Genomic DNA, 18,668 nt, shown 5'->3' with positions numbered 1-18,668 from the left:
CCCCTTTTTTAATTTTTAGTAACATTATCATGTGTTGGCAATTTAAATGAAGGTGAATAAACAAAATCCTCACTATCATATTCATATAATTTAATTTTTCCAAAAATTCTTGAGATCTGGCCTAAATAAAATATGAAACCTACTGGACAGGCCGCAAAAATGTGAAGTGTGTTTCTTTTTTCATGCGTATCCCTCCTTTCATTTAATATAGTTGAAAGACTATTTACAAGTTCTATAGCATGTGTACCATCTATTATTGCATTATTGCCTACATATCCTTCTACATTGCATTTGATAATCTTCGAGGCTTGAATTTGATTAGTATTGATGTATTTCTTGACTTCTTCTAAAATGTTATGTGTAATCCCTATAACCAACACTACATCTTTTGGATCATTAGATAAAATTTCTATATTTTTTTCTAATTTGGTGTATTTTTTAGTATAATCTCCTTCAGGGGACCAATCCTTTTTTCCTCTTGATTTTTGCATAGGATATATCTCAATTCCGGATTTAGAGTCTAATAAATAACCTATGACAAAAGCTATCGATAAGTGTGTTTCCAAATGTAATCTATACTCAAATTTTGGTGAAAGTTCTTTTGTAAATTCTTTTAATTTATTAAATATTTCTCCATTCCAATTATTATCGTCTTTAATTTGTTTTTCATTGAAAAAGTCGGTTAAACATAACATCTTCTCAGTTTCATTAGGCATATATCCAGCCCCTCTTTCAAAGCTTCTGATTCCCACATGGGAAATTTTCCCGGGTTTTTGAGAAGGTTTATTTAACGGATAAAGTCCATTTTGACATATTTTAAACCATTGTTCTTTGTGTCTTCTAAGCTCTGAATGACTAAATTTGTTGCCCTTTGGGTGATTGGGATTATATGCGCATACTTCAGCATGACAATCAAAACAGAGAGGAATACCGTTTTCTTCTGTGTCAGGTCCTCCTTTTGAAGTTGGAATAATATGGTGTACTTCAATTTTAATACCCGTACTTTTATGACAAATACAGCAACGTCTGTGACAAGCAACAAGTAAATTTTCTTTAACTTCCCGAGAAAACCCCATTGATTAACTCCTACAAATTTTATAACTTGAAACTTATATTAATCAATAATTAGATTCATATAAATTTAATATTTTCTATACAATATTAATTGATTTTTTCTTTTACTAATAACAACACTAAATTTATTTTGAATTTAGTAAGATGTAGATATTTAATTCAATAAAGTGAGTAGATTAATAATACATTAAAAATATTTAGGATTAATAGTAAAAACAATTGAAAAATTAATATTTATAGGTTCTTTTCGGTGAAAGTTTAGATAATCACTCCTTAAAAGTTTGCTGTTATTAATTTAAAAAATAAAAAAATAACTATGAACATAACGTATTTAATGGCAAATCAAAGTTTCAAGCCTTTTTATGGCCTGATATCTCTCTTTTTTATCCAATTTAGCCTCATCCAAAGCATCTTTAAGGGTTTGTATAGAATTATCATAAACTTCCCTATTAACAGGGTATGGATACCCATCTTTTCCTCCGTGGGTGAAACTGTATTTCACAGGATCCTTCCAACTGGGTGCAGAACCATACACCAGATCAGATATTAAAGCCAGAGCCCGGATCTTTTTAGGCCCAATACCCTTAAGTGAAATTAACTCTTCATAATTCTGGGGCTGAATCTCCCAAGCATCCTTCAAGACCTGGAATTCTCTGGAACTTAGATCCATATCCAGAACTGGATGATGCTTAGGCATATGTAGTTGGGCATTATGATTTTTAAAATTAGGAATTTCAAACTGGTTACGAGTATCAATTGAATCTGGACTTTCTGTATTATTAAAATAATCAGTTAAAAGTGTTTGGGCACTATCTTTCGATTTAAAATAGGATCTTAAATGTTCAGGATTATCACAGATCAAATCAACGCTGATATCTCTACACTTCTCACTTTCATGTGAGGTCATATTCAGGGTATTTACTTGATGTTGGTCACAGGCAATTGCCTGGTGGGGTTCATCTATTGGATCTTCCACAAGTTCAGAAAGCCAGTGATATCTACGGGCATACTTATCTTCAGTGTTTAATCCCTGCTGAATTACGGCCCATTCACCCTTTTCTGTGAAAATAAAAGAATGATGGTACAGATTATAACCATCCTGTATACAGGAATTATCAATTTTGGCAGAGATTCGGCTGTTATAGATTAGTTCATCTATTTTAAGGGGTGACAGGGAAAAAGAATCACCTATCATTTCAATTTCATCTAATGTTTTCCTGGAAGCACGGCCCTTACCTCCAGCTACCATTATTCCATGTTCTTCAGGTTTTATAGCGGTTTTTAGAGCACCACAAGTTGTAGTTGTGGTACCTGATGAGTGCCAGTCAAAACCCAGAACACAGGAAAAGGCCTGAAACCAGTGTGGATCGGAAATCCTTCTTAGAAATTCATCTGATCCGTATTCATAGAGAATTGATTCAGAAATAGCTCCCGCTAGTTTAACCATCCGTTGAAAAAGCCAGCGGGGGGCATGGCCTCCGTGTAAAGGTAGATTTGCTGTTCCTCTTTTATTCATGTAAAAGACCGGGTATCAGTTATTATAATATTTATTTAGATTATTTTAGAATTAATAATGACCCTTAGAATGATTAAGTAATATTACTCTGATATTTTCACCTGAAACATGCAGGTGGGTGATCCATCTGCTATGGTGGATTTTCTAATTACCTCCCCCTCAAGCTGGCTCCAATCATAACTTCGACTTATCATGGCCTGGCAGTTTAGACAGAATATGGGATTTTTCTTGGCATCTTCTATCCAGGGACAGTTTAAAAGTTCCAGATAACAGCGGGATTCTTTGGGGGTAAATTGAGTTTCAATACCAAACTCTGAATATAGATCAGTTATCCAGGAGGTGTATGCATTTAAAAGGTCTTCAGTTGCACTGTTTTCGTCCAGTTCTAATAATTCCAGGCGTTCATCAAATTGCTCCTTTAAATCATCATCTACACGTTGTTCAAATATTTTCTTCAGCATTTCCCGCATTTCTTTGTCACTGGAGGTGGTGGAAGTTGGTATGGCCCCTAAAATAAAATCGTAAAAATCAGCTAATAAATTATTTTTAATTATTTCGCGCTGTTTTTTCTCTCCTTGATGTTTGTAGATGGCCATCTTTATATTTGCATTGAGTTCACTTTTTTTGAAAGGTTTAAGAATGTACCCATAGGGTTCAGTTACTCTGGCCCGTTCCAACATTTCTTCATCAGAATAGGCAGTTAAATAGATTATTGGAATATCAAAAAGTTTCTTGATCTGATTAGCAGCATCAATACCGTCCATTTCTCCCTTTAATACAATATCCATTAGTATCAAATCAGGTTTTAAGGTTTTTGCTCTTATAACTGCATCTTCTCCAGATAATACTGTGTCTACTACTTCATATCCAAGATTTTCCAGCTTATGTTTTATACCCATTGCAACAATGCTTTCGTCTTCTACTACCAGTATTTTTTCATTGGCCATTTGATATCCCCTAGTTAAGATCAATAAATATTTAGTATAATAATCTTTATTTTTCCCGATTTAATGTATTAAATCCTTTTTTTATAAGTCAATTCCTTAAAGTTAATTTTAAATTCTTTTTTTTCCTTATTAAAATCTAGGTCTCCGTCAAGCTGTTTAACTAAGTTATTAACCAGTTGCAATCCTAAAGTCCGATTTTTTTTCTCTTCAAAATCTGAAGGGAAAGCAGATCCATCATCGCTAATTAAAAGTTTGAACGTCCCATCATCTTTTTCTTTTAAGCTTAAGTAAATATTTCCCGAAGTTCCATTAGGAAATGCATATTTTAGTGAGTTTGATACCAACTCATTAATAATCAGACCGCAGGGAATGGCGGTTTCAATTCCCAGGGTTATTTTATCCACGTCAATGTTAAGGTTTACACTCGATTCTATTCCATAGGAATTCATTAGATCATTTAGTAAATTATTGATATATTCATCAATCTGGATACTGGCCAGATCATCTGACTGATAAAGATTTTCATGAATAAGTGCTATGGACTGTATACGGTTCTCACTTTCACGGTATAGTTCCATTACTTCTTCATCCTTAATCTGATCACATTGAAGTTCCAGCAGAGTTGATATAATCTGTAAATTATTTTTAACCCGGTGGTGTATTTCCCTTAATAAAATCTCTTTTTCTCTTAAGGATTTTTTAATTTTATTCTCTGCAACTTTACGGTCAGTAATATCCATGAATGATATTATTCCTTTCCTGGTACCGGGTATCATGTCAAATGTTGCAAAGAACTCTTTAACTTCGCCTTTTCTATTTACCAGTTGAACTTCATAATTTTTTGGTATTGCATCAGGATTAATCCTCTGCAGACGGTGATAACCCTTTATTCTGGAAAGATCTTCTCTGACTACAAAATCGGAAACATTTTTTAGTCCTTGAATCTCCTTTTTCAAGTAACCGGAAAATTTTTCAAATTCAGAGTTTACCAGGGAAATGTCCATGTTTTCATCAAAAATCATGGTCATTGCACCAGTATTCTCAAATATGGATCTATATTTACTTTCGGATTCTTTTAAAGCTTCTTGAGCCATTTTTTGATCATGTATATCTCTACCAACACCCACAAAACCAGTAACTTTGTTATTATCATCAACTATTGATTTATAGGCCCATGCAATCCATCGCCATCCATTTTTAGTTTGAACCCTCTGTTCTATGTAGGATGTGTAGGGCGGTTTGTATAATAAGTCAATGGCTTTGTCGGTTTTATGACGGTCTTCTTCATGTAGTAAAGGTATGAAACTTTTTCCTAAAAGTTCTTCTTCAATTCTCCCCAGTATTTCACAATATGATGGACTAACAAACCTTAAAAGACCATCTAAATCGAATTTTATGATGTAATCGGTCTGATTTTCTATTAAAAGTCGGTATTCTTCTTCTTTTTCTTTAAGTGATATTTCTGCTTTTTTCTGGCTGGTCACATCTTTGGCAATACCAAATATAATAAGACTATTTTTTATTTTAACAGGATTAAATGATATATCCAAATATTTAATCTTACTATCTGTGGAATAATTAGCTTCAAAGGAACCTCCTGTTTTCCAAAAGTCATTATTATAATTTAAATCCATATCAAAAATTAAAAGATCATTAATATACTGGTTTTTTAATTGCATGTTTGGATTTTCAAAAAACTCCCGTGCAGATCTATTAAGGTCAATACAGTAACCATTTTCATCAAGAACTAGTATGGGGTTTATGGACCTTTCAAACAATGCACGATATTTCTCTTCACTTTCTAAAAGGGAAGTTTCGGCAATTTGATGGGCTTTGTATTCTTCAGCTTCTTTTAAAGCTCTTTTGACAGCAGGACCCAGTTTTAGTAAGTTATTTTTTAGAACATAATCTGTTGCGCCCTCTTTTAGCATTTCAACTGCAAATTCTTCCCCTATTTTTCCACTTACAAATAGGAAGGGGGTGTTTGGAAATATTTCCTTTTTTATTTTTAATGCAGATAAACCATCAAATTGGGGGAGGGAATGATCGGCCAGGATTAAATCTGGTTTAAACTCTTCTAACCCTTTTATGTAATCTTCCCTGCTGTCAACTATGAGTGACTCAAAATTGAGTCCTTCTTTTTTAAGTTCTCTCTCCATTAATTCAGCATCCAAGAGAACATCTTCCAGTATTAAGATTCTAGTTAAATCAGCCATATTTCTTACTCAGGAGGGTTGTTTATAAGCATCCAATAAAATCCAAGGGTTGATACAGCGTCAATGAATTCATCAAATTCAACTGGCTTACTAACGTAACTATTTACTCCTAACTTGTAGCTTTCCACAATATCCCTGTCTTCTTTAGATGAAGTTAGAACAACTACCGGTATTTTGCGGGTACGTTCATCAGCTTTTATGGTTTGGAGAACTTCTAAACCGTCTACTTTAGGCATCCTCAAGTCTAAGAGTATTAAACGTGGGAATTCGTTTATATCTCTATCAGAATATTTACCTTTTCCAAAAATTAAATCTAGAGCTTCTGCACCATCTTTAACCCATACTAATTTATTAACCAAATTCTTTCTTTTTAAAGCCCGCATAGTCAGTTCTGCATCGGTGGGGTTATCTTCAACCAGTAAAATATCAATTTCATCCATATATGTACCTCCTTCTATTCTAATAATAAAATATTTAGAGTTAATTTAAGAATATTATTTAGGAAGAGTAAAGTAAATTGTGGCTCCTTTATCCACTTCTCCTTCGCCCCATACACGTCCTTCATGTCTTCTTATTATACGTTGAACAATGGATAAACCTACTCCTGTACCTTCAAATTCTTCAGGGCCGTGTAATCTTTGAAATAATCCAAATAATTTATTAACATATTTCATGTCAAAACCAGCGCCATTATCCCTCACATAGTAAATATTTTCATTCACACCATCTTGGTAGCCAACTTCAATAATCCCTTTTTCCTGGTTACTGGTGAATTTTATGGAGTTAGAAAGTAAATTACTGAGGACCTGGCTTAACAATGCACGATCCCCATAAGCATTGGGCAGAGACCCTACCTTCAATTCAATATTTCTATCTTCCATACCTTGTTTAACTTCATCATAAACATTATTAACAAGAGCCACCATATCTATCTTGGATATTTTCATTTCCTGACGACTAGCACGGGAAAGCATCAAAATATCATCTATTAACTGGCCCATTTTGTGAGTATTTTCCCGGACTATGTTTAGGAGTCTAATTCCCTCTTCATCCAGTTTGTCCTGATAATCCTCTACTATTATACGTGAAAAGCCGTCAATAGCTCTCAGGGGAACTCTTAGATCATGTGAAACTGAATAAGCAAATGCTTCCAGTTCTTCATTAGCATCTTCTAACATTTTCGTCTGCTTTTTTAGTTTGTCATTCAAACTCCTTAAACTTCTCACTTTTTCAATTCTTTCAACTAAGAGAGCCACCATCAGGATTACTACCATCAAAAGAATTAAACGGAATAGATCGTCGGTAACTGATACTCCAAAGGTGCTGAAAATAGGCTGGATAATGATCAATATTAATCCAATAATTATAGGTATAGACCATATGAATCGTTTGCGGTTGCTGGTTGCTAAAACTAAAGGAAAAAGCAGTAATTGATTAAAAAAAGTGTTTTTTACAGGTAAAATATTAAGATAGTAAATTAGAAATACAGCTGTAAACAGCAATAATACAATAAATAAATCATTTCGTGTTCGGCCCTTAAAAATAGATGTCATATTTTATCACAATCTATATTATATCATACTCTTACATATATTTTTTATCATATCTATTGCGAGATTTAATATAGTTTCAGAATAGTATAAGCATCTTATCTGGTTTATTCATATTATTGATAGAAACAAATTGAAGTAATATGATTTAATCATTTAATTTTTAGAATAACTTATTAAAAAGTATATTTTAAAAACTATTTTATTGAAAAATAGATATCCCCCAGAAAATCAACTAAAAAATATAAAAAAAGATTATGATCAAACTTACAAGTTACTCATAATCTAACTAGTAAAAAAATCCTTGATTTCTTACTTATTGTCAATAACCGGCTCAGATGCAGATTTTGTAGCTGGTGTTTTCCGGTCAAAGGAAATAGACCCTTCTTCTAAAACCTCTTTTAGAAAATCACCAGTGTAAGTGCCGCTTAATGAAACTTCCTCTGGGGTTCCTTGAGCCACAACCAGTCCTCCACCATCCCCACCTTCAGGACCTAAGTCTATAATATAATCAGCAGTCTTTATAACATCTAAGTTATGTTCAATTACCACTACTGTGTTACCTGAGTCAGTAAGCCTCCCCAGTACATCTAATAGCTTCTTAATATCTGCAAAGTGCAGTCCGGTGGTTGGTTCATCCAGAATATATAATGTCTTTCCAGTGCTCTGCTTGCTCAACTCCTTGGTAAGTTTTACCCTTTGAGCTTCTCCACCTGAAAGAGTGGTTGCAGATTGTCCCAGTTTTATGTAGCCTAATCCTACATCGTCTAAGGTTTGTAATTTCTTCTTGATACGGGGAATGTTTTCAAAGAAATGTAAAGCTTCCTCTACAGTCATATCCAATACTTCTGCAATATTTTTGCCCTTGTAGCGTATGTCAAGAGTTTCCCGGTTGTATCTTTTACCTTTACAAACTTCGCAGGGTACGTACACATCTGCTAAAAAGTGCATCTCAATTTTTTTGATACCGTCCCCAGTACAAGCCTCACATCTACCACCTTTAACATTGAAACTGAACCGTCCAGGTTTATAACCTCTTTTTTTAGATTCCTGTGTTTCTGCAAAGATTTCCCTAATGTAAGTAAATACTCCAGTATAGGTGGCTGGATTAGAACGGGGAGTACGCCCTATGGCAGATTGATCAATAATTATAACTTTGTCAATATTTTCTAAACCTTGAATATCTTCATATTTACCAGGATTCACATGTTTATGGTTTAATTCACCATACAGACCTTTATAGAGTACGTCGTTAATTAATGTACTTTTTCCTGAACCAGAAACACCAGTGATACAGGTGAAAACACCTAAAGGTATCTCCACGTCAATGGATTTTAGATTGTTATGCTCTGCTCCAACCACCTTTAAATGATTTCCATTTGGTTTTCTACGTGTAGTTGGGGTTTCAATAGTTTCCTCTTTTGATAAGTATTTACCTGTAATGGATTGGGGATTTTCCATTATTTCAAGGGGATTTCCAGTTGCAATAACATGTCCCCCATGTTCTCCTGCTCCAGGACCAATATCCACCACATGATCAGCGGACAGAATTGTTTCTTCATCGTGTTCAACCACTATGAGGGTATTTCCAATATCCCTTAATCTTTTAAGGGTGTCAATCAGTCTCATATTATCTCTCTGGTGCAGTCCGATGCTGGGTTCATCTAAAATATAAAGTACACCTACCAGTCCTGATCCGATCTGGGTGGCCAATCTTATTCTTTGAGCTTCTCCACCAGAAAGAGTTCCGGATGAACGGTGTAAAGTTATATAATCCAATCCCACATTTGCCAAAAATTTAAGACGTTCTTTTATCTCTTTTAAAACCTCTTTTGCTATGAAAAGATCCCGATCCTGAAGTTTCAAATTATCAAAGAATTTTTTAGAAGTTTTTATAGGCATTTCCACAACTTCAGATATTGATTTTCCACCAACAGTCACTGAACGACTTTCAGGCCTAAGACGGGTCCCATCACACACAGGACAGTTACGGTCGCTCATGAACTGACCCACGTAGCTACGCATATAATTAGATTTAGTTTCCATGTAAATCCGTTCCATACGCTTAACCACACCTTCAAATCTTCTTCGGACTCGATGTACTCTGTTTCTTCTTTTAAATTCAAATTCAATCCTATCTGAAGAACCGTAGAGGATAATATTCTGATATTTTTCATTCAGATCCTTAAATGGAGTATCCATACTAAATCCATAGTGTTGGGCCACAGCCTTTAACATCTGATGGTAGTAGTTGTCCCTATTTTTTGACTTACTCCACGGCAGGATTGCCCCTTCATTAAGAGATAATTCAGGATCTGGTACCACCAGTTCTGTGTCAATTTCCAGTTTTGATCCCAGACCGTTACATTCAGGGCAGGCCCCATGGGGACTGTTAAATGAGAACATTCGGGGACTAATCTCTTCGAAGTTAATCCCACAGTCAGTACAGGCAAAATGTTCGCTGAATATCTTTTCTTTAGAGTTATCATTTAAGAAGTAGTGAATTATAACCAGTCCTTCACCAAGTTCCAGTGCAGTTTCCAGAGAGTCGGCTAAACGTCTTTTAAAGTCTTCATCTGGTCTTATGATTAATCGATCTACCACGACCTCTATGCTGTGTTTCCGGTTTTTATCCAGTTTGAATTCAGATTCCAGATCAGATATCTCACCGTCAACCCGTACCCTTACAAATCCTTTTTTACGGAGATCTTCGAATATTTTCTGGTGTTCTCCTTTTCGATCTTTTACTACCGGTGCTAAGACCTGTATTTTTGTACCTTCTTCTTCCTGCACAATGTTATCAACGATCTGTCCAGCTGTTTGCTGGGATATTTCTCGACCACATTGATAACAGTGAGGTATCCCTACACGGGCATATAATAGTCGTAAATAATCGTAGATTTCGGTTACAGTACCAACTGTGGACCGGGGATTCATCTTGGTGGTTTTTTGGTCAATAGAAATTGCAGGGGATAACCCTTCAATATAATCGATCTCGGGTTTTTTCATCTGCCCTAAAAACTGCCGGGCATAGGCTGATAATGATTCCACGTATCTACGCTGTCCTTCAGCATAGATGGTGTCAAATGCCAGAGATGATTTACCAGAACCACTGATTCCAGTTATAACCACGAATTTATCCCGGGGAATAGTTAAATCAATATTCTTAAGGTTGTGTTCACGGGCCCCTTTCAATAAAATATTTCCTTTCTTATCAGTCATTACTCTGAAACTCCTTTTAATGTGAGAATTTTATCTCTAATTTTAGCAGCTGTTTCAAAATCCAGCTGTGCAGCCGCATCTTTCATATCATTTTCTAAATCATTTATCAAAATATCCAATTCATCTTTAGGAATCTTTCCAATGTTCTTTATATCTATTTCTTCTTTTTTATCCTTTTCTTTGATGGAACGGACCACATTTTTCGGTATAATACCGTGGGTTTTGTTGTATTCCATCTGCAGCTTACGTCTCTTGTTGGTTATGTCCACTGCTGATCTTACAGATTCAGTGATATTATCTGCATATACTAATACCTGTCCGTCCACATTTCTTGCTGCTCTTCCAATGGTCTGTATAAGGGATGTTTTAGAGCGCAGAAAACCTTCCTTGTCTGCATCAAGAATTCCAACCAGGGAAACCTCCGGCAGGTCTAAACCTTCCCTTAAGAGGTTTACTCCTACCAGGCAGTCAAATTCTCCTCTTCTTAAATCATCAATTATTTCTATTCTCTCCAAAGTATCTATTTCTGAGTGGAGATATCTCACCTTCACTCCTACCTTGGCATAGTATTCAGTCAGATCTTCTGCCATTCTCTTGGTTAAGGTGGTTATAAGGGTTCTCTGATTATTTTTCACCCTATTTTTAACTTCGTGTAAGAGGTCATCCACCTGGTTAGTCACAGGTCTAACAATGACCTCCGGGTCTACCAGACCAGTGGGCCGGATAATCTGTTCCACGTGATTCTTACTTTTTCCTATTTCGTAGTCTGCGGGGGTGGCAGAAACATATATAATTTGATTAATCAAACTATCAAATTCTTCAAACTTTAAAGGACGATTTTCACCTGCAGATGGCAGCCGAAAACCATAATCAATCAATGTATCTTTCCGGGCCTTGTCCCCAGCATACATTCCTCTGATCTGAGGAACGGTCACGTGTGATTCATCAATGATAGTCAAATAATCATCAGGGAAGTATTTAAGGAGGGTGTAAGGCATGCTCCCCCATTTACGTCCACTCATATATAGTGAATAGTTTTCAATTCCCTGGCAGTAACCCATTTCTTTTAACATTTCCACATCAAATCGGGTTCTTTGCTCCAATCTTTGAGCCTCTACCAGTTTATTTTGTGATTTTAAAACAAGAAGACGATCTTCTAATTCTTCTTCAATTAATTTAATGGCATTTTTCATCTTATCTGCAGATGTTACAAAATGCTTAGCAGGGAAAATAGTGATTCTTTCCATTTTTCTTGTGGACTTATTTTTTAATGGATCTATAAGGGAGATAGAATCTACTTCATCACCAAAAAGCTCCAATCTAATAGGTTTGCTGCCGTGTATTGGGTTAATATCAATTACATCTCCTCTCACTCTAAACTTTCCACGGCTGAAGTCTATATCATTTCGGTCATACTGCATCTTCACCAGTTGGGCCAGTATTTCGTCCCGATCAATACTGCTTCCCACATCAATAGTGAGTAAAAATTCTCCATAATCTTCAGGTGCTCCTAAACCGTAGATACAGGAAACACTGGATACAACTATGACATCGTCCCTAGATAAGAGAGACTGGGTTGTAGAATGGCGCATCTGGTCAATTTCGTCATTAATAGAAGCTTCCTTGTCAATGTAGGTGTCGGTTTGAGGTACGTAAGCTTCAGGTTGATAATAATCGTAGTAGCTTACAAAGTACTCAACTGCATTATCTGGAAAAAATTCTTTAAATTCCTCGTACAACTGGGCAGCCAGTGTTTTGTTGTGAGAAATAACTAGAGTAGGCTTCTGGATTTTCTCAATAACATTGGCCATGGTGAAAGTTTTACCTGAACCAGTTACTCCTAAAAGAGTTTGATCACGGTATCCCTTCTTTAATCCGTTTACAAGTGATTTTATTGCTTTTGGTTGATCCCCTAATGGTTTATAATTTGATCTGAGTTTAAATTCTCCCATTTTAATCCTCATAGAAAAACAAAGTATATTGTCGTTTGTTCTAATATTTTTTATAAAAAGTATATCATTATTAAATTCTAATTTTATTATAATATATCAAAAATAATAAACATAGTTTCTACAAACTAATATATAAATTTTTCAATTTTCAATCATTCGTATAATGATCAATTAATTTCCATTAAAAAGTGGGTATTAGGGAAACCTTTTAAACCTTTAATATCCCATTTAACTTAACAAATACCTTTAAAGATTAAAATGTCATTTCAAACCCAGGACCCTAATAGTTTACCGGATAAAACCGGTGTTTACATAATGAAAAATGAACAAGATGATGTGATCTATGTTGGAAAGGCCATATCACTCAAAAAACGAGTAAAATCCTACTTCAAGGATACTTATGATACACCAAAGACACGCACCTTGATGAAACATTTCCACAGTTTAGAATACATCTTAACAGATACAGAAAAAGAAGCACTGATATTAGAAGCTAATCTGATTAAAAAGTACCGCCCCCGATACAATGTGCGACTAAAAGATGACAAAAGGTACCCCTACATAAAAATAACCAATGAAGATTATCCTCGTATTTTAATCAGCAGGAATGTGACTGACGATGGATCACATTATTACGGCCCGTTTACTGATGTTATGGCTGTTAGAAAAACTATAAAATTCATTAAATCTCTTTTTAAAATTAGAGACTGCAAAAAAATGGATGGGCCCTGTCTAAATTATCAAATAAAGATCTGCGATGCGCCCTGTGATGGGAAGATATCCAAGGACTATTACAATGAGATTATCCATCAAATTAATCTTTTTTTCCAGGGGAAATATCAGGAAATAATCCAGCATCTTCAGGAGATGATGGATGATGCCAGTGCAAATCATGAATTTGAAAAGGCCGCAGTACTAAGAGATCAGATTGATTCTATTAAAGAGATTATGGAGAAACAGAAAGTATCCTTCACCAATAAACTGGATCAGGATGTAATTGCCGGAGCATATGAGAGCAAAACTGCATATATAGTGGTTTTTTCAATAAGGGATGGAAAAATCACAGGTAAAGATGATTTTATAATGAATGGTATTGAAAATACGCCACCAGAAAAGGTATTATCTGCATTCATAAAACAGTTCTACTCCAACCCCCGGTACATACCTGGCGAGATCCTACTTCAAAATGTGGTTTATGACCATGATTTGATAACTGAATGGTTATCAGAACGCAGGGGTGAATCAGTCAAATTGAAGGTACCTGTTGAAGGAGTAGAATACCGGTTAATGAGAATGGTGGTTAAAAATGCCGAGGTAATCAAGATTCAGAAAAAAGAGTTTAAAAACACATTACTTGATCTTAAGAAGTATCTTAAATTACCAAAGCTGCCTCGAAGTATAGAAGCATTTGACATATCTAATATAGCTGGAAAGGAACCAGTGGCATCTATGGTAGTATTCAAGAATGGTGTTCCTGAAAAAAGCAGTTATCGTAAATATAAAATAGAAACAAAAGGTCCTGATGATTATGCTATGATGAGAGAAGTTTTAAGGCGTAGATATGAAAAATTAAAACTGGAAAAATCAGAATATCCAGATCTGGTTATAGTAGATGGTGGTAAGGGCCAGTTAAATGTAGCGTTAAGTGTATTTAACTCTTTAAATATTGAAATTCCAGTCATGGGTTTGGCCAAAGAATTTGAACACATTTTTCTCCCAGGAAATCTAGATCCTATTATATTGCCTCCTCGTTCCCAAGTATTACTTTTATTGCAGAGAATTAGGGACGAAGCCCACCGCTTTGCCATCAGTTACCATAGAAAATTAAGATCTAAAAAGATATCCGAATCAGAACTTGACAAAATAAAAGGAATAGGTCAAAAACGTAAAATGAAACTTTTAAAACACTTTGGGAGTTTAAAAAATATTAAAAAGGCAGGGGTCAATCAATTAATGGAAGTTGACAGTATCAATAGCAGGGTAGCTAAAGATATTTATAACCATTTTCATTAAGTAAATCTTCAATAAATATTGGTTTTTAGTTAATAAATTTAAAAATTAGTTGTACCTTTTTTTATATGTTTAAATAATTTATTTGAATTAATCATGATTATTAATCAAGTATAATACTACATGGGACTCAATTTATTAGTTAGATTTTAAATAATCATATTAAAACATAAATAGGTTAAACTTAATAATAAATAATGCTTTAAAGAATAAGTTAAACTTAATAATAAATAGTGATATAACTTAGTGTAATGTTGTAATATTATAGGGGATATCATGGCTAATACAAGGTTACTGGTTGTGGAAGATGAAAGTATTGTAGCAATGGATATTAAGCACAGAGCTGAAGGTTTAGGATATGATGTCCTTGGAATCGCCGCATCTGGTGAAGAAGCCATCGAAAAAACAGAGGAAAACCAGCCAGATCTGGTGCTGATGGATATTGTTTTGAAAGGTAAGATGGACGGGATTCAAGCAGCCCAGGAAATACGGGAACGTTTTGATATTCCAGTTGTATACTTAACTGCTTATTCTGATGAGAAAACACTTAGCCGGGCCAAACTCACCGGGCCATTTGGGTATATAATCAAACCATTTGAAGATAGGGAACTGCACAGCGCCGTGGAAGTGGCCCTTTACAAACATAAAATGGACAGTAAATTACGAGAAAGTGAAGAACGATACAGGATGCTCTTCCAATCATCTCCAAATCCTATTGTATTAATGGATGACAATGGAAAGATTATTTACAATAATGAAAAAGCAGAAGAAATGCCCATTATGTCTGGAGAAGTGATGGGTGCAGATTTTAATAATTTGCTTGCAAAAGTCATTTATGATAAACATGATCTGAAATTATTCAATGAAAATTTTTCTAATGTTTTAAATGGGGAAAAAGTAGAACCTTTTGAAATAAGAATTTTAAGAAATGGAAATATTTTGTATTATGACATATATCTTACTTTAATGAATATTAATGGTGAAAATTTTAATATTCAGTTTATTGCCCACGATATAACCGTTATAAGGGAAGCAGAAAAACAAAAACTGGAACTTGCAAAAGAAAAGGCTCGTTCAGAATTATACAGCTTTGTGGTAAGTGCGATACCGGTATTTGCAACAAATATCCCCCCACAACTTCGAAATACCATAATAAAGAATTTTGCTGATAGATTTGAATCTAATATGAAACCTAATTTCGATGAATATATGGAAAATAAAGGTATAAGTTCAAAAATAGATGATGTAGCTGTGGAAGACGCCCCAGAAATATTTTCTGCTTACTTAAAGTGGTTATCTGATCTATTACTAAATCTGGGAATTAAAACAAAAATGATCTCTGAAAAGTCAAAAAATACTCTGGAATTTTTAACATTTCCATGGATGAAAGATGCAGCCAAAAATCCCATATTCTCCCTAATATTTAGGGCAATGCTGATTAGAAGCTTCACCTGGACTAATCTTAAAGGGAATGTTTCTCAAAGTTCAAGTTTAGTAGATGGTTCTAAATCTATGAAATTTGAATTTTATCTATCTGCATTGAAATAAATATAATCTAACCCTTATTTAGAATATCAACAAATTAAAGAAACTGATAAAAATCTGGTAGAAACATAATAACTGTTACATAATTAATGATCTGCATTTATATTGATTTATAACCTTTAATTAAAGGAGTGGATAGTGTGGAAAGAATAAAAATAGGGATAGATGGTTTGGATGAGATTACCGATGGTTTTCCAGCTGGCAGAACCATACTTATTACTGGTGATGCAGGTTCTGGAAAGACTATATTTGCACTCCAATTTGCAAAAAGTGCCTGTGATCAGAATCTAAAAACGGTTTATATAACTACTGAGGAAGATAATCAGGATTTAAAAAGACAAGGGGATTCATTTAATTGGGGTGTTGACGATTTTAAAGAAGAAGGCCTATTGAATTTTATAGAACTTGCTGGTCTAAGAGCAAGGGTTACTGAGGCAGAGATGAGTATTGGGGTTGAAGCTATGAAAGGTAACTTTGCCAAGCTGCTTCAAGATCTGCCAGAAGATACTAAAGTGGTTATAATAGACAGTTTAGGAAGCCACACCGCCAAGTTGACACCTTATGAATTCCGTGACCGTTTCGATCTTTTAATCTATGAATTAAAACAGCGAGGTATTACTGCACTGGTTATCCTTGATAGTGCTACCTCCCGAGAATTCAATGAACTAGCCCTTTTTTCTGTGTATGGTGCCATAAAATTAATGAAAAGGGAAAATCCATACACTGGACGCAGGGAAAGAGTCATGGATGTGGTGAAAATGAGGAGTACCAGAACACCTATTGAATTTTTAACATATGAAATAGGCCCGGATGGTATAGAAGTCACATCAGAGGTTGAAAGTAGTTAGCTATCTTCATTAAAATCAAATTTTCTACTTTAATTCTCAAATATTCTTTTTATTTCTTCTTTTTATTTCAATTTTTTTAAAAAGAGTCATTTAAAGATAATATTTTTACAAAAAAAGACTTTATAATATTTTAATTATTGATGGTTAGAATTGAGTCCCTGGATTGTTGCATAATATCTGACAAAATAGGAACTTTTTTATATTACTTCTATGTAATTTAATTTTTTATAAAATATCTTAATCAGGTGATGGGGTTCCACCTTTAACCGCTTTTTTAAGCTGATGACTCCTACTTTCAGAAAAATAAAATGTAGGAAAGAGGCTAATTTATGGATAAACAATTTAATCAACATACTATTTTAATTGATGTAGTTACATTTTTTAAAAAATATTATTTTAATTGTCTAATATCTTATTTTAAAATAATAAATGATTTAATATTGTCATTTGACATTTATACTGATTATTCCAATTATAAGGTGATGCTATGGAATCTGTAGCTTTAAGTCTGGCAATTATAATTTTACTGGGATTATTATTTAACAAGATTTTTATCAAGATAAAATTACCAGGCTTATTGGGAATGTTAATTTTAGGCATTATTATTGGTCCTTATGGTTTAAACTGGATCAATGTGGCTTTTTTAAGTTTATCTGAAGATCTTAGAATAATTGCATTGATAATAATATTGTTAAGGGCAGGTTTCGGTATTAACATGGAAAGTCTGCGAAAAGTGGGTTTTTCAGCTGTAAAATTAAGTTTTATACCAGATGTAGTGGAAGGATTAACTGTAATGTTTGTGGCCAGCTATCTTCTGAACATGCCTTTGGTGGAGGCAGGTATGTTGGGCTTTATAATTGCTGCAGTTTCCCCTGCAGTGATAGTTCCTCAGATGCTGTCATTTATAGATAGAAAGATGGGAACCCGAAAGGGAATACCCACCCTTATACTTACCGGGGCCTCTGTAGATGATGTGGTGGCAATTACTATTTTCTCTGTTTTTCTGGGTCTTTATGGAGGCCAACAGATAAATTTAGCATGGGAATTTTTAAGTATACCCCTATCAATTATCACTGGAATTTTTTTAGGATTGGTACTGGCATTTATATTAATATACCTCTTTAAAAGGTTTAATATTAGAAACACTGAGAAAACCCTTATAATATTAGGTTCTGCTATTCTTTTAAAAAATATCGGGGACTACTTCAACCAGTTCGTTCCAGTGGCAGCCTTAGTTGGTTTAATGGTTATTGGTTTTGTGATAATAGAAAAAATGCCGGATCTGGGAATTCAGCTATCAGAAAAATTCAATAAAATATGGATATTTGCAGAAATACTGCTCTTTGTGCTGGTAGGGGCCCAGGTAAATATTTATCTGGCTATCTCTGCTGGACTTATAGGGCTGGTTATTATAATAATAGGACTTTTAGCCCGGAGCATTGCAGTTTACGGTTCTCTTGCAGGAACAAATCTAAACACAAAGGAGAAAATATTCTGCATAATTGCTTACACTCCTAAAGCCACAGTTCAAGCAGCAATCGGCGCCATACCTCTTGCAGCAGGAGTTGCATCTGGTCAGTTAATATTAGCCATATCAGTTGTGGCCATTCTCTTTACAGCTCCTTTAGGTGCAATAGGAGTACAACTTTACGGTGAGAAGGTTCTAAAACCAGATGATACTTAATATCCTTTAATTTAAATATTAGAAATTCAGTGATAGTAAAGAAAGATTAAATTTAAAGAAAATTTTCAAGAAAAAGGAAAAAAGAGAATGAATTTTTTAGATGT

The 18,668-nt window shown here is 34.4% G+C and carries 12 protein-coding genes; 4 read left to right on the top strand and 8 right to left on the bottom strand.

The window, feature by feature from the left end; translation table 11 throughout:
• Positions 1-8: 8 nt before the first annotated feature.
• The 8 genes from CIT01_00645 to CIT01_00610 all read right to left on the bottom strand — a co-directional run bounded on the left by CIT01_00645 (position 9) and on the right by CIT01_00610 (position 12,477).
• Positions 9-1,076: a hypothetical protein gene (locus tag CIT01_00645; protein ID AXV36809.1), complete on the bottom strand. Its 1,068-nt coding sequence runs from the start codon at positions 1,074-1,076 to the stop codon at positions 9-11.
• Between the two features lie 329 nt (positions 1,077-1,405).
• Positions 1,406-2,590, bottom strand: coding sequence for a hypothetical protein (locus tag CIT01_00640; GenBank protein AXV36808.1), 1,185 nt, complete (start codon positions 2,588-2,590; stop codon positions 1,406-1,408).
• A gap of 83 nt (positions 2,591-2,673) precedes the next feature.
• Positions 2,674-3,537 (bottom strand): response regulator, encoded by an 864-nt coding sequence (locus tag CIT01_00635; protein ID AXV36807.1) that lies wholly within the window; start codon positions 3,535-3,537, stop codon positions 2,674-2,676.
• A gap of 68 nt (positions 3,538-3,605) precedes the next feature.
• Positions 3,606-5,753: a hypothetical protein gene (locus tag CIT01_00630; protein AXV36806.1), complete on the bottom strand. Its 2,148-nt coding sequence runs from the start codon at positions 5,751-5,753 to the stop codon at positions 3,606-3,608.
• Positions 5,754-5,758: 5 nt separating this feature from the next.
• Positions 5,759-6,193 carry a two-component system response regulator gene (locus CIT01_00625; GenBank protein ID AXV36805.1) on the bottom strand — a complete coding sequence of 145 codons (435 nt, stop codon included), beginning with the start codon at positions 6,191-6,193 and terminating at the stop codon, positions 5,759-5,761.
• Between the two features lie 54 nt (positions 6,194-6,247).
• A complete protein-coding gene (locus tag CIT01_00620) occupies positions 6,248-7,306 on the bottom strand; it encodes a two-component sensor histidine kinase (GenBank protein AXV36804.1) in 1,059 nt (352 codons plus the stop codon).
• A 309-nt stretch (positions 7,307-7,615) separates the two neighbouring features.
• On the bottom strand, positions 7,616-10,525 hold the full coding sequence (locus CIT01_00615) for an excinuclease ABC subunit A (GenBank protein ID AXV36803.1): 2,910 nt from the start codon (positions 10,523-10,525) through the stop codon (positions 7,616-7,618).
• Entirely contained in the window at positions 10,525-12,477 is a 1,953-nt protein-coding gene (locus CIT01_00610) for an excinuclease ABC subunit B (GenBank protein AXV36802.1), read from the bottom strand. The genes CIT01_00615 and CIT01_00610 overlap by 1 nt, the downstream gene beginning before the upstream one ends.
• Before the next feature lie 258 nt (positions 12,478-12,735).
• Between CIT01_00610 and CIT01_00605 the strand changes: the two genes are divergently transcribed.
• The 4 genes from CIT01_00605 to CIT01_00590 all read left to right on the top strand — a co-directional run bounded on the left by CIT01_00605 (position 12,736) and on the right by CIT01_00590 (position 18,564).
• Positions 12,736-14,490, top strand: a complete 1,755-nt coding sequence (locus CIT01_00605) for an excinuclease ABC subunit C (GenBank protein ID AXV36801.1) — start codon at positions 12,736-12,738, stop codon at positions 14,488-14,490.
• 273 nt (positions 14,491-14,763) lie between these two features.
• Positions 14,764-16,035 carry a hypothetical protein gene (locus CIT01_00600; GenBank protein ID AXV36800.1) on the top strand — a complete coding sequence of 424 codons (1,272 nt, stop codon included), beginning with the start codon at positions 14,764-14,766 and terminating at the stop codon, positions 16,033-16,035.
• Positions 16,036-16,172: 137 nt separating this feature from the next.
• Positions 16,173-16,880: a recombinase gene (locus tag CIT01_00595; GenBank protein AXV36799.1), complete on the top strand. Its 708-nt coding sequence runs from the start codon at positions 16,173-16,175 to the stop codon at positions 16,878-16,880.
• A gap of 487 nt (positions 16,881-17,367) precedes the next feature.
• A complete protein-coding gene (locus tag CIT01_00590; protein AXV36798.1) occupies positions 17,368-18,564 on the top strand; it encodes a potassium transporter in 1,197 nt (398 codons plus the stop codon).
• Positions 18,565-18,668: the final 104 nt, after the last annotated feature.

The organism is Methanobacterium sp. BRmetb2 (assembly GCA_003491285.1).
In the GTDB taxonomy this organism is placed as follows: Archaea; Methanobacteriota; Methanobacteria; order Methanobacteriales; family Methanobacteriaceae; genus UBA117.
Note: the sequence above shows the minus strand (reverse complement) of the source record. Positions and strands in the feature narration are given on the sequence as shown.

Excerpts from the sequence above, each read along its gene's own strand:
- CIT01_00645 (AXV36809.1), bottom strand. The coding sequence starts at position 1,076 with ATGGGGTTTTCTCGGGAAGTTAAAGAAAATTTACTTGTTGCTTGTCAC.
- CIT01_00640 (AXV36808.1), bottom strand. The coding sequence starts at position 2,590 with ATGAATAAAAGAGGAACAGCAAATCTACCTTTACACGGAGGCCATGCC.
- CIT01_00635 (AXV36807.1), bottom strand. The coding sequence starts at position 3,537 with ATGGCCAATGAAAAAATACTGGTAGTAGAAGACGAAAGCATTGTTGCA.
- CIT01_00630 (AXV36806.1), bottom strand. The coding sequence starts at position 5,753 with ATGGCTGATTTAACTAGAATCTTAATACTGGAAGATGTTCTCTTGGAT.
- CIT01_00625 (AXV36805.1), bottom strand. The coding sequence starts at position 6,193 with ATGGATGAAATTGATATTTTACTGGTTGAAGATAACCCCACCGATGCA.
- CIT01_00620 (AXV36804.1), bottom strand. The coding sequence starts at position 7,306 with ATGACATCTATTTTTAAGGGCCGAACACGAAATGATTTATTTATTGTA.
- CIT01_00615 (AXV36803.1), bottom strand. The coding sequence starts at position 10,525 with ATGACTGATAAGAAAGGAAATATTTTATTGAAAGGGGCCCGTGAACAC.
- CIT01_00610 (AXV36802.1), bottom strand. The coding sequence starts at position 12,477 with ATGGGAGAATTTAAACTCAGATCAAATTATAAACCATTAGGGGATCAA.
- CIT01_00605 (AXV36801.1), top strand. The coding sequence starts at position 12,736 with ATGTCATTTCAAACCCAGGACCCTAATAGTTTACCGGATAAAACCGGT.
- CIT01_00600 (AXV36800.1), top strand. The coding sequence starts at position 14,764 with ATGGCTAATACAAGGTTACTGGTTGTGGAAGATGAAAGTATTGTAGCA.
- CIT01_00590 (AXV36798.1), top strand. The coding sequence starts at position 17,368 with ATGGAATCTGTAGCTTTAAGTCTGGCAATTATAATTTTACTGGGATTA.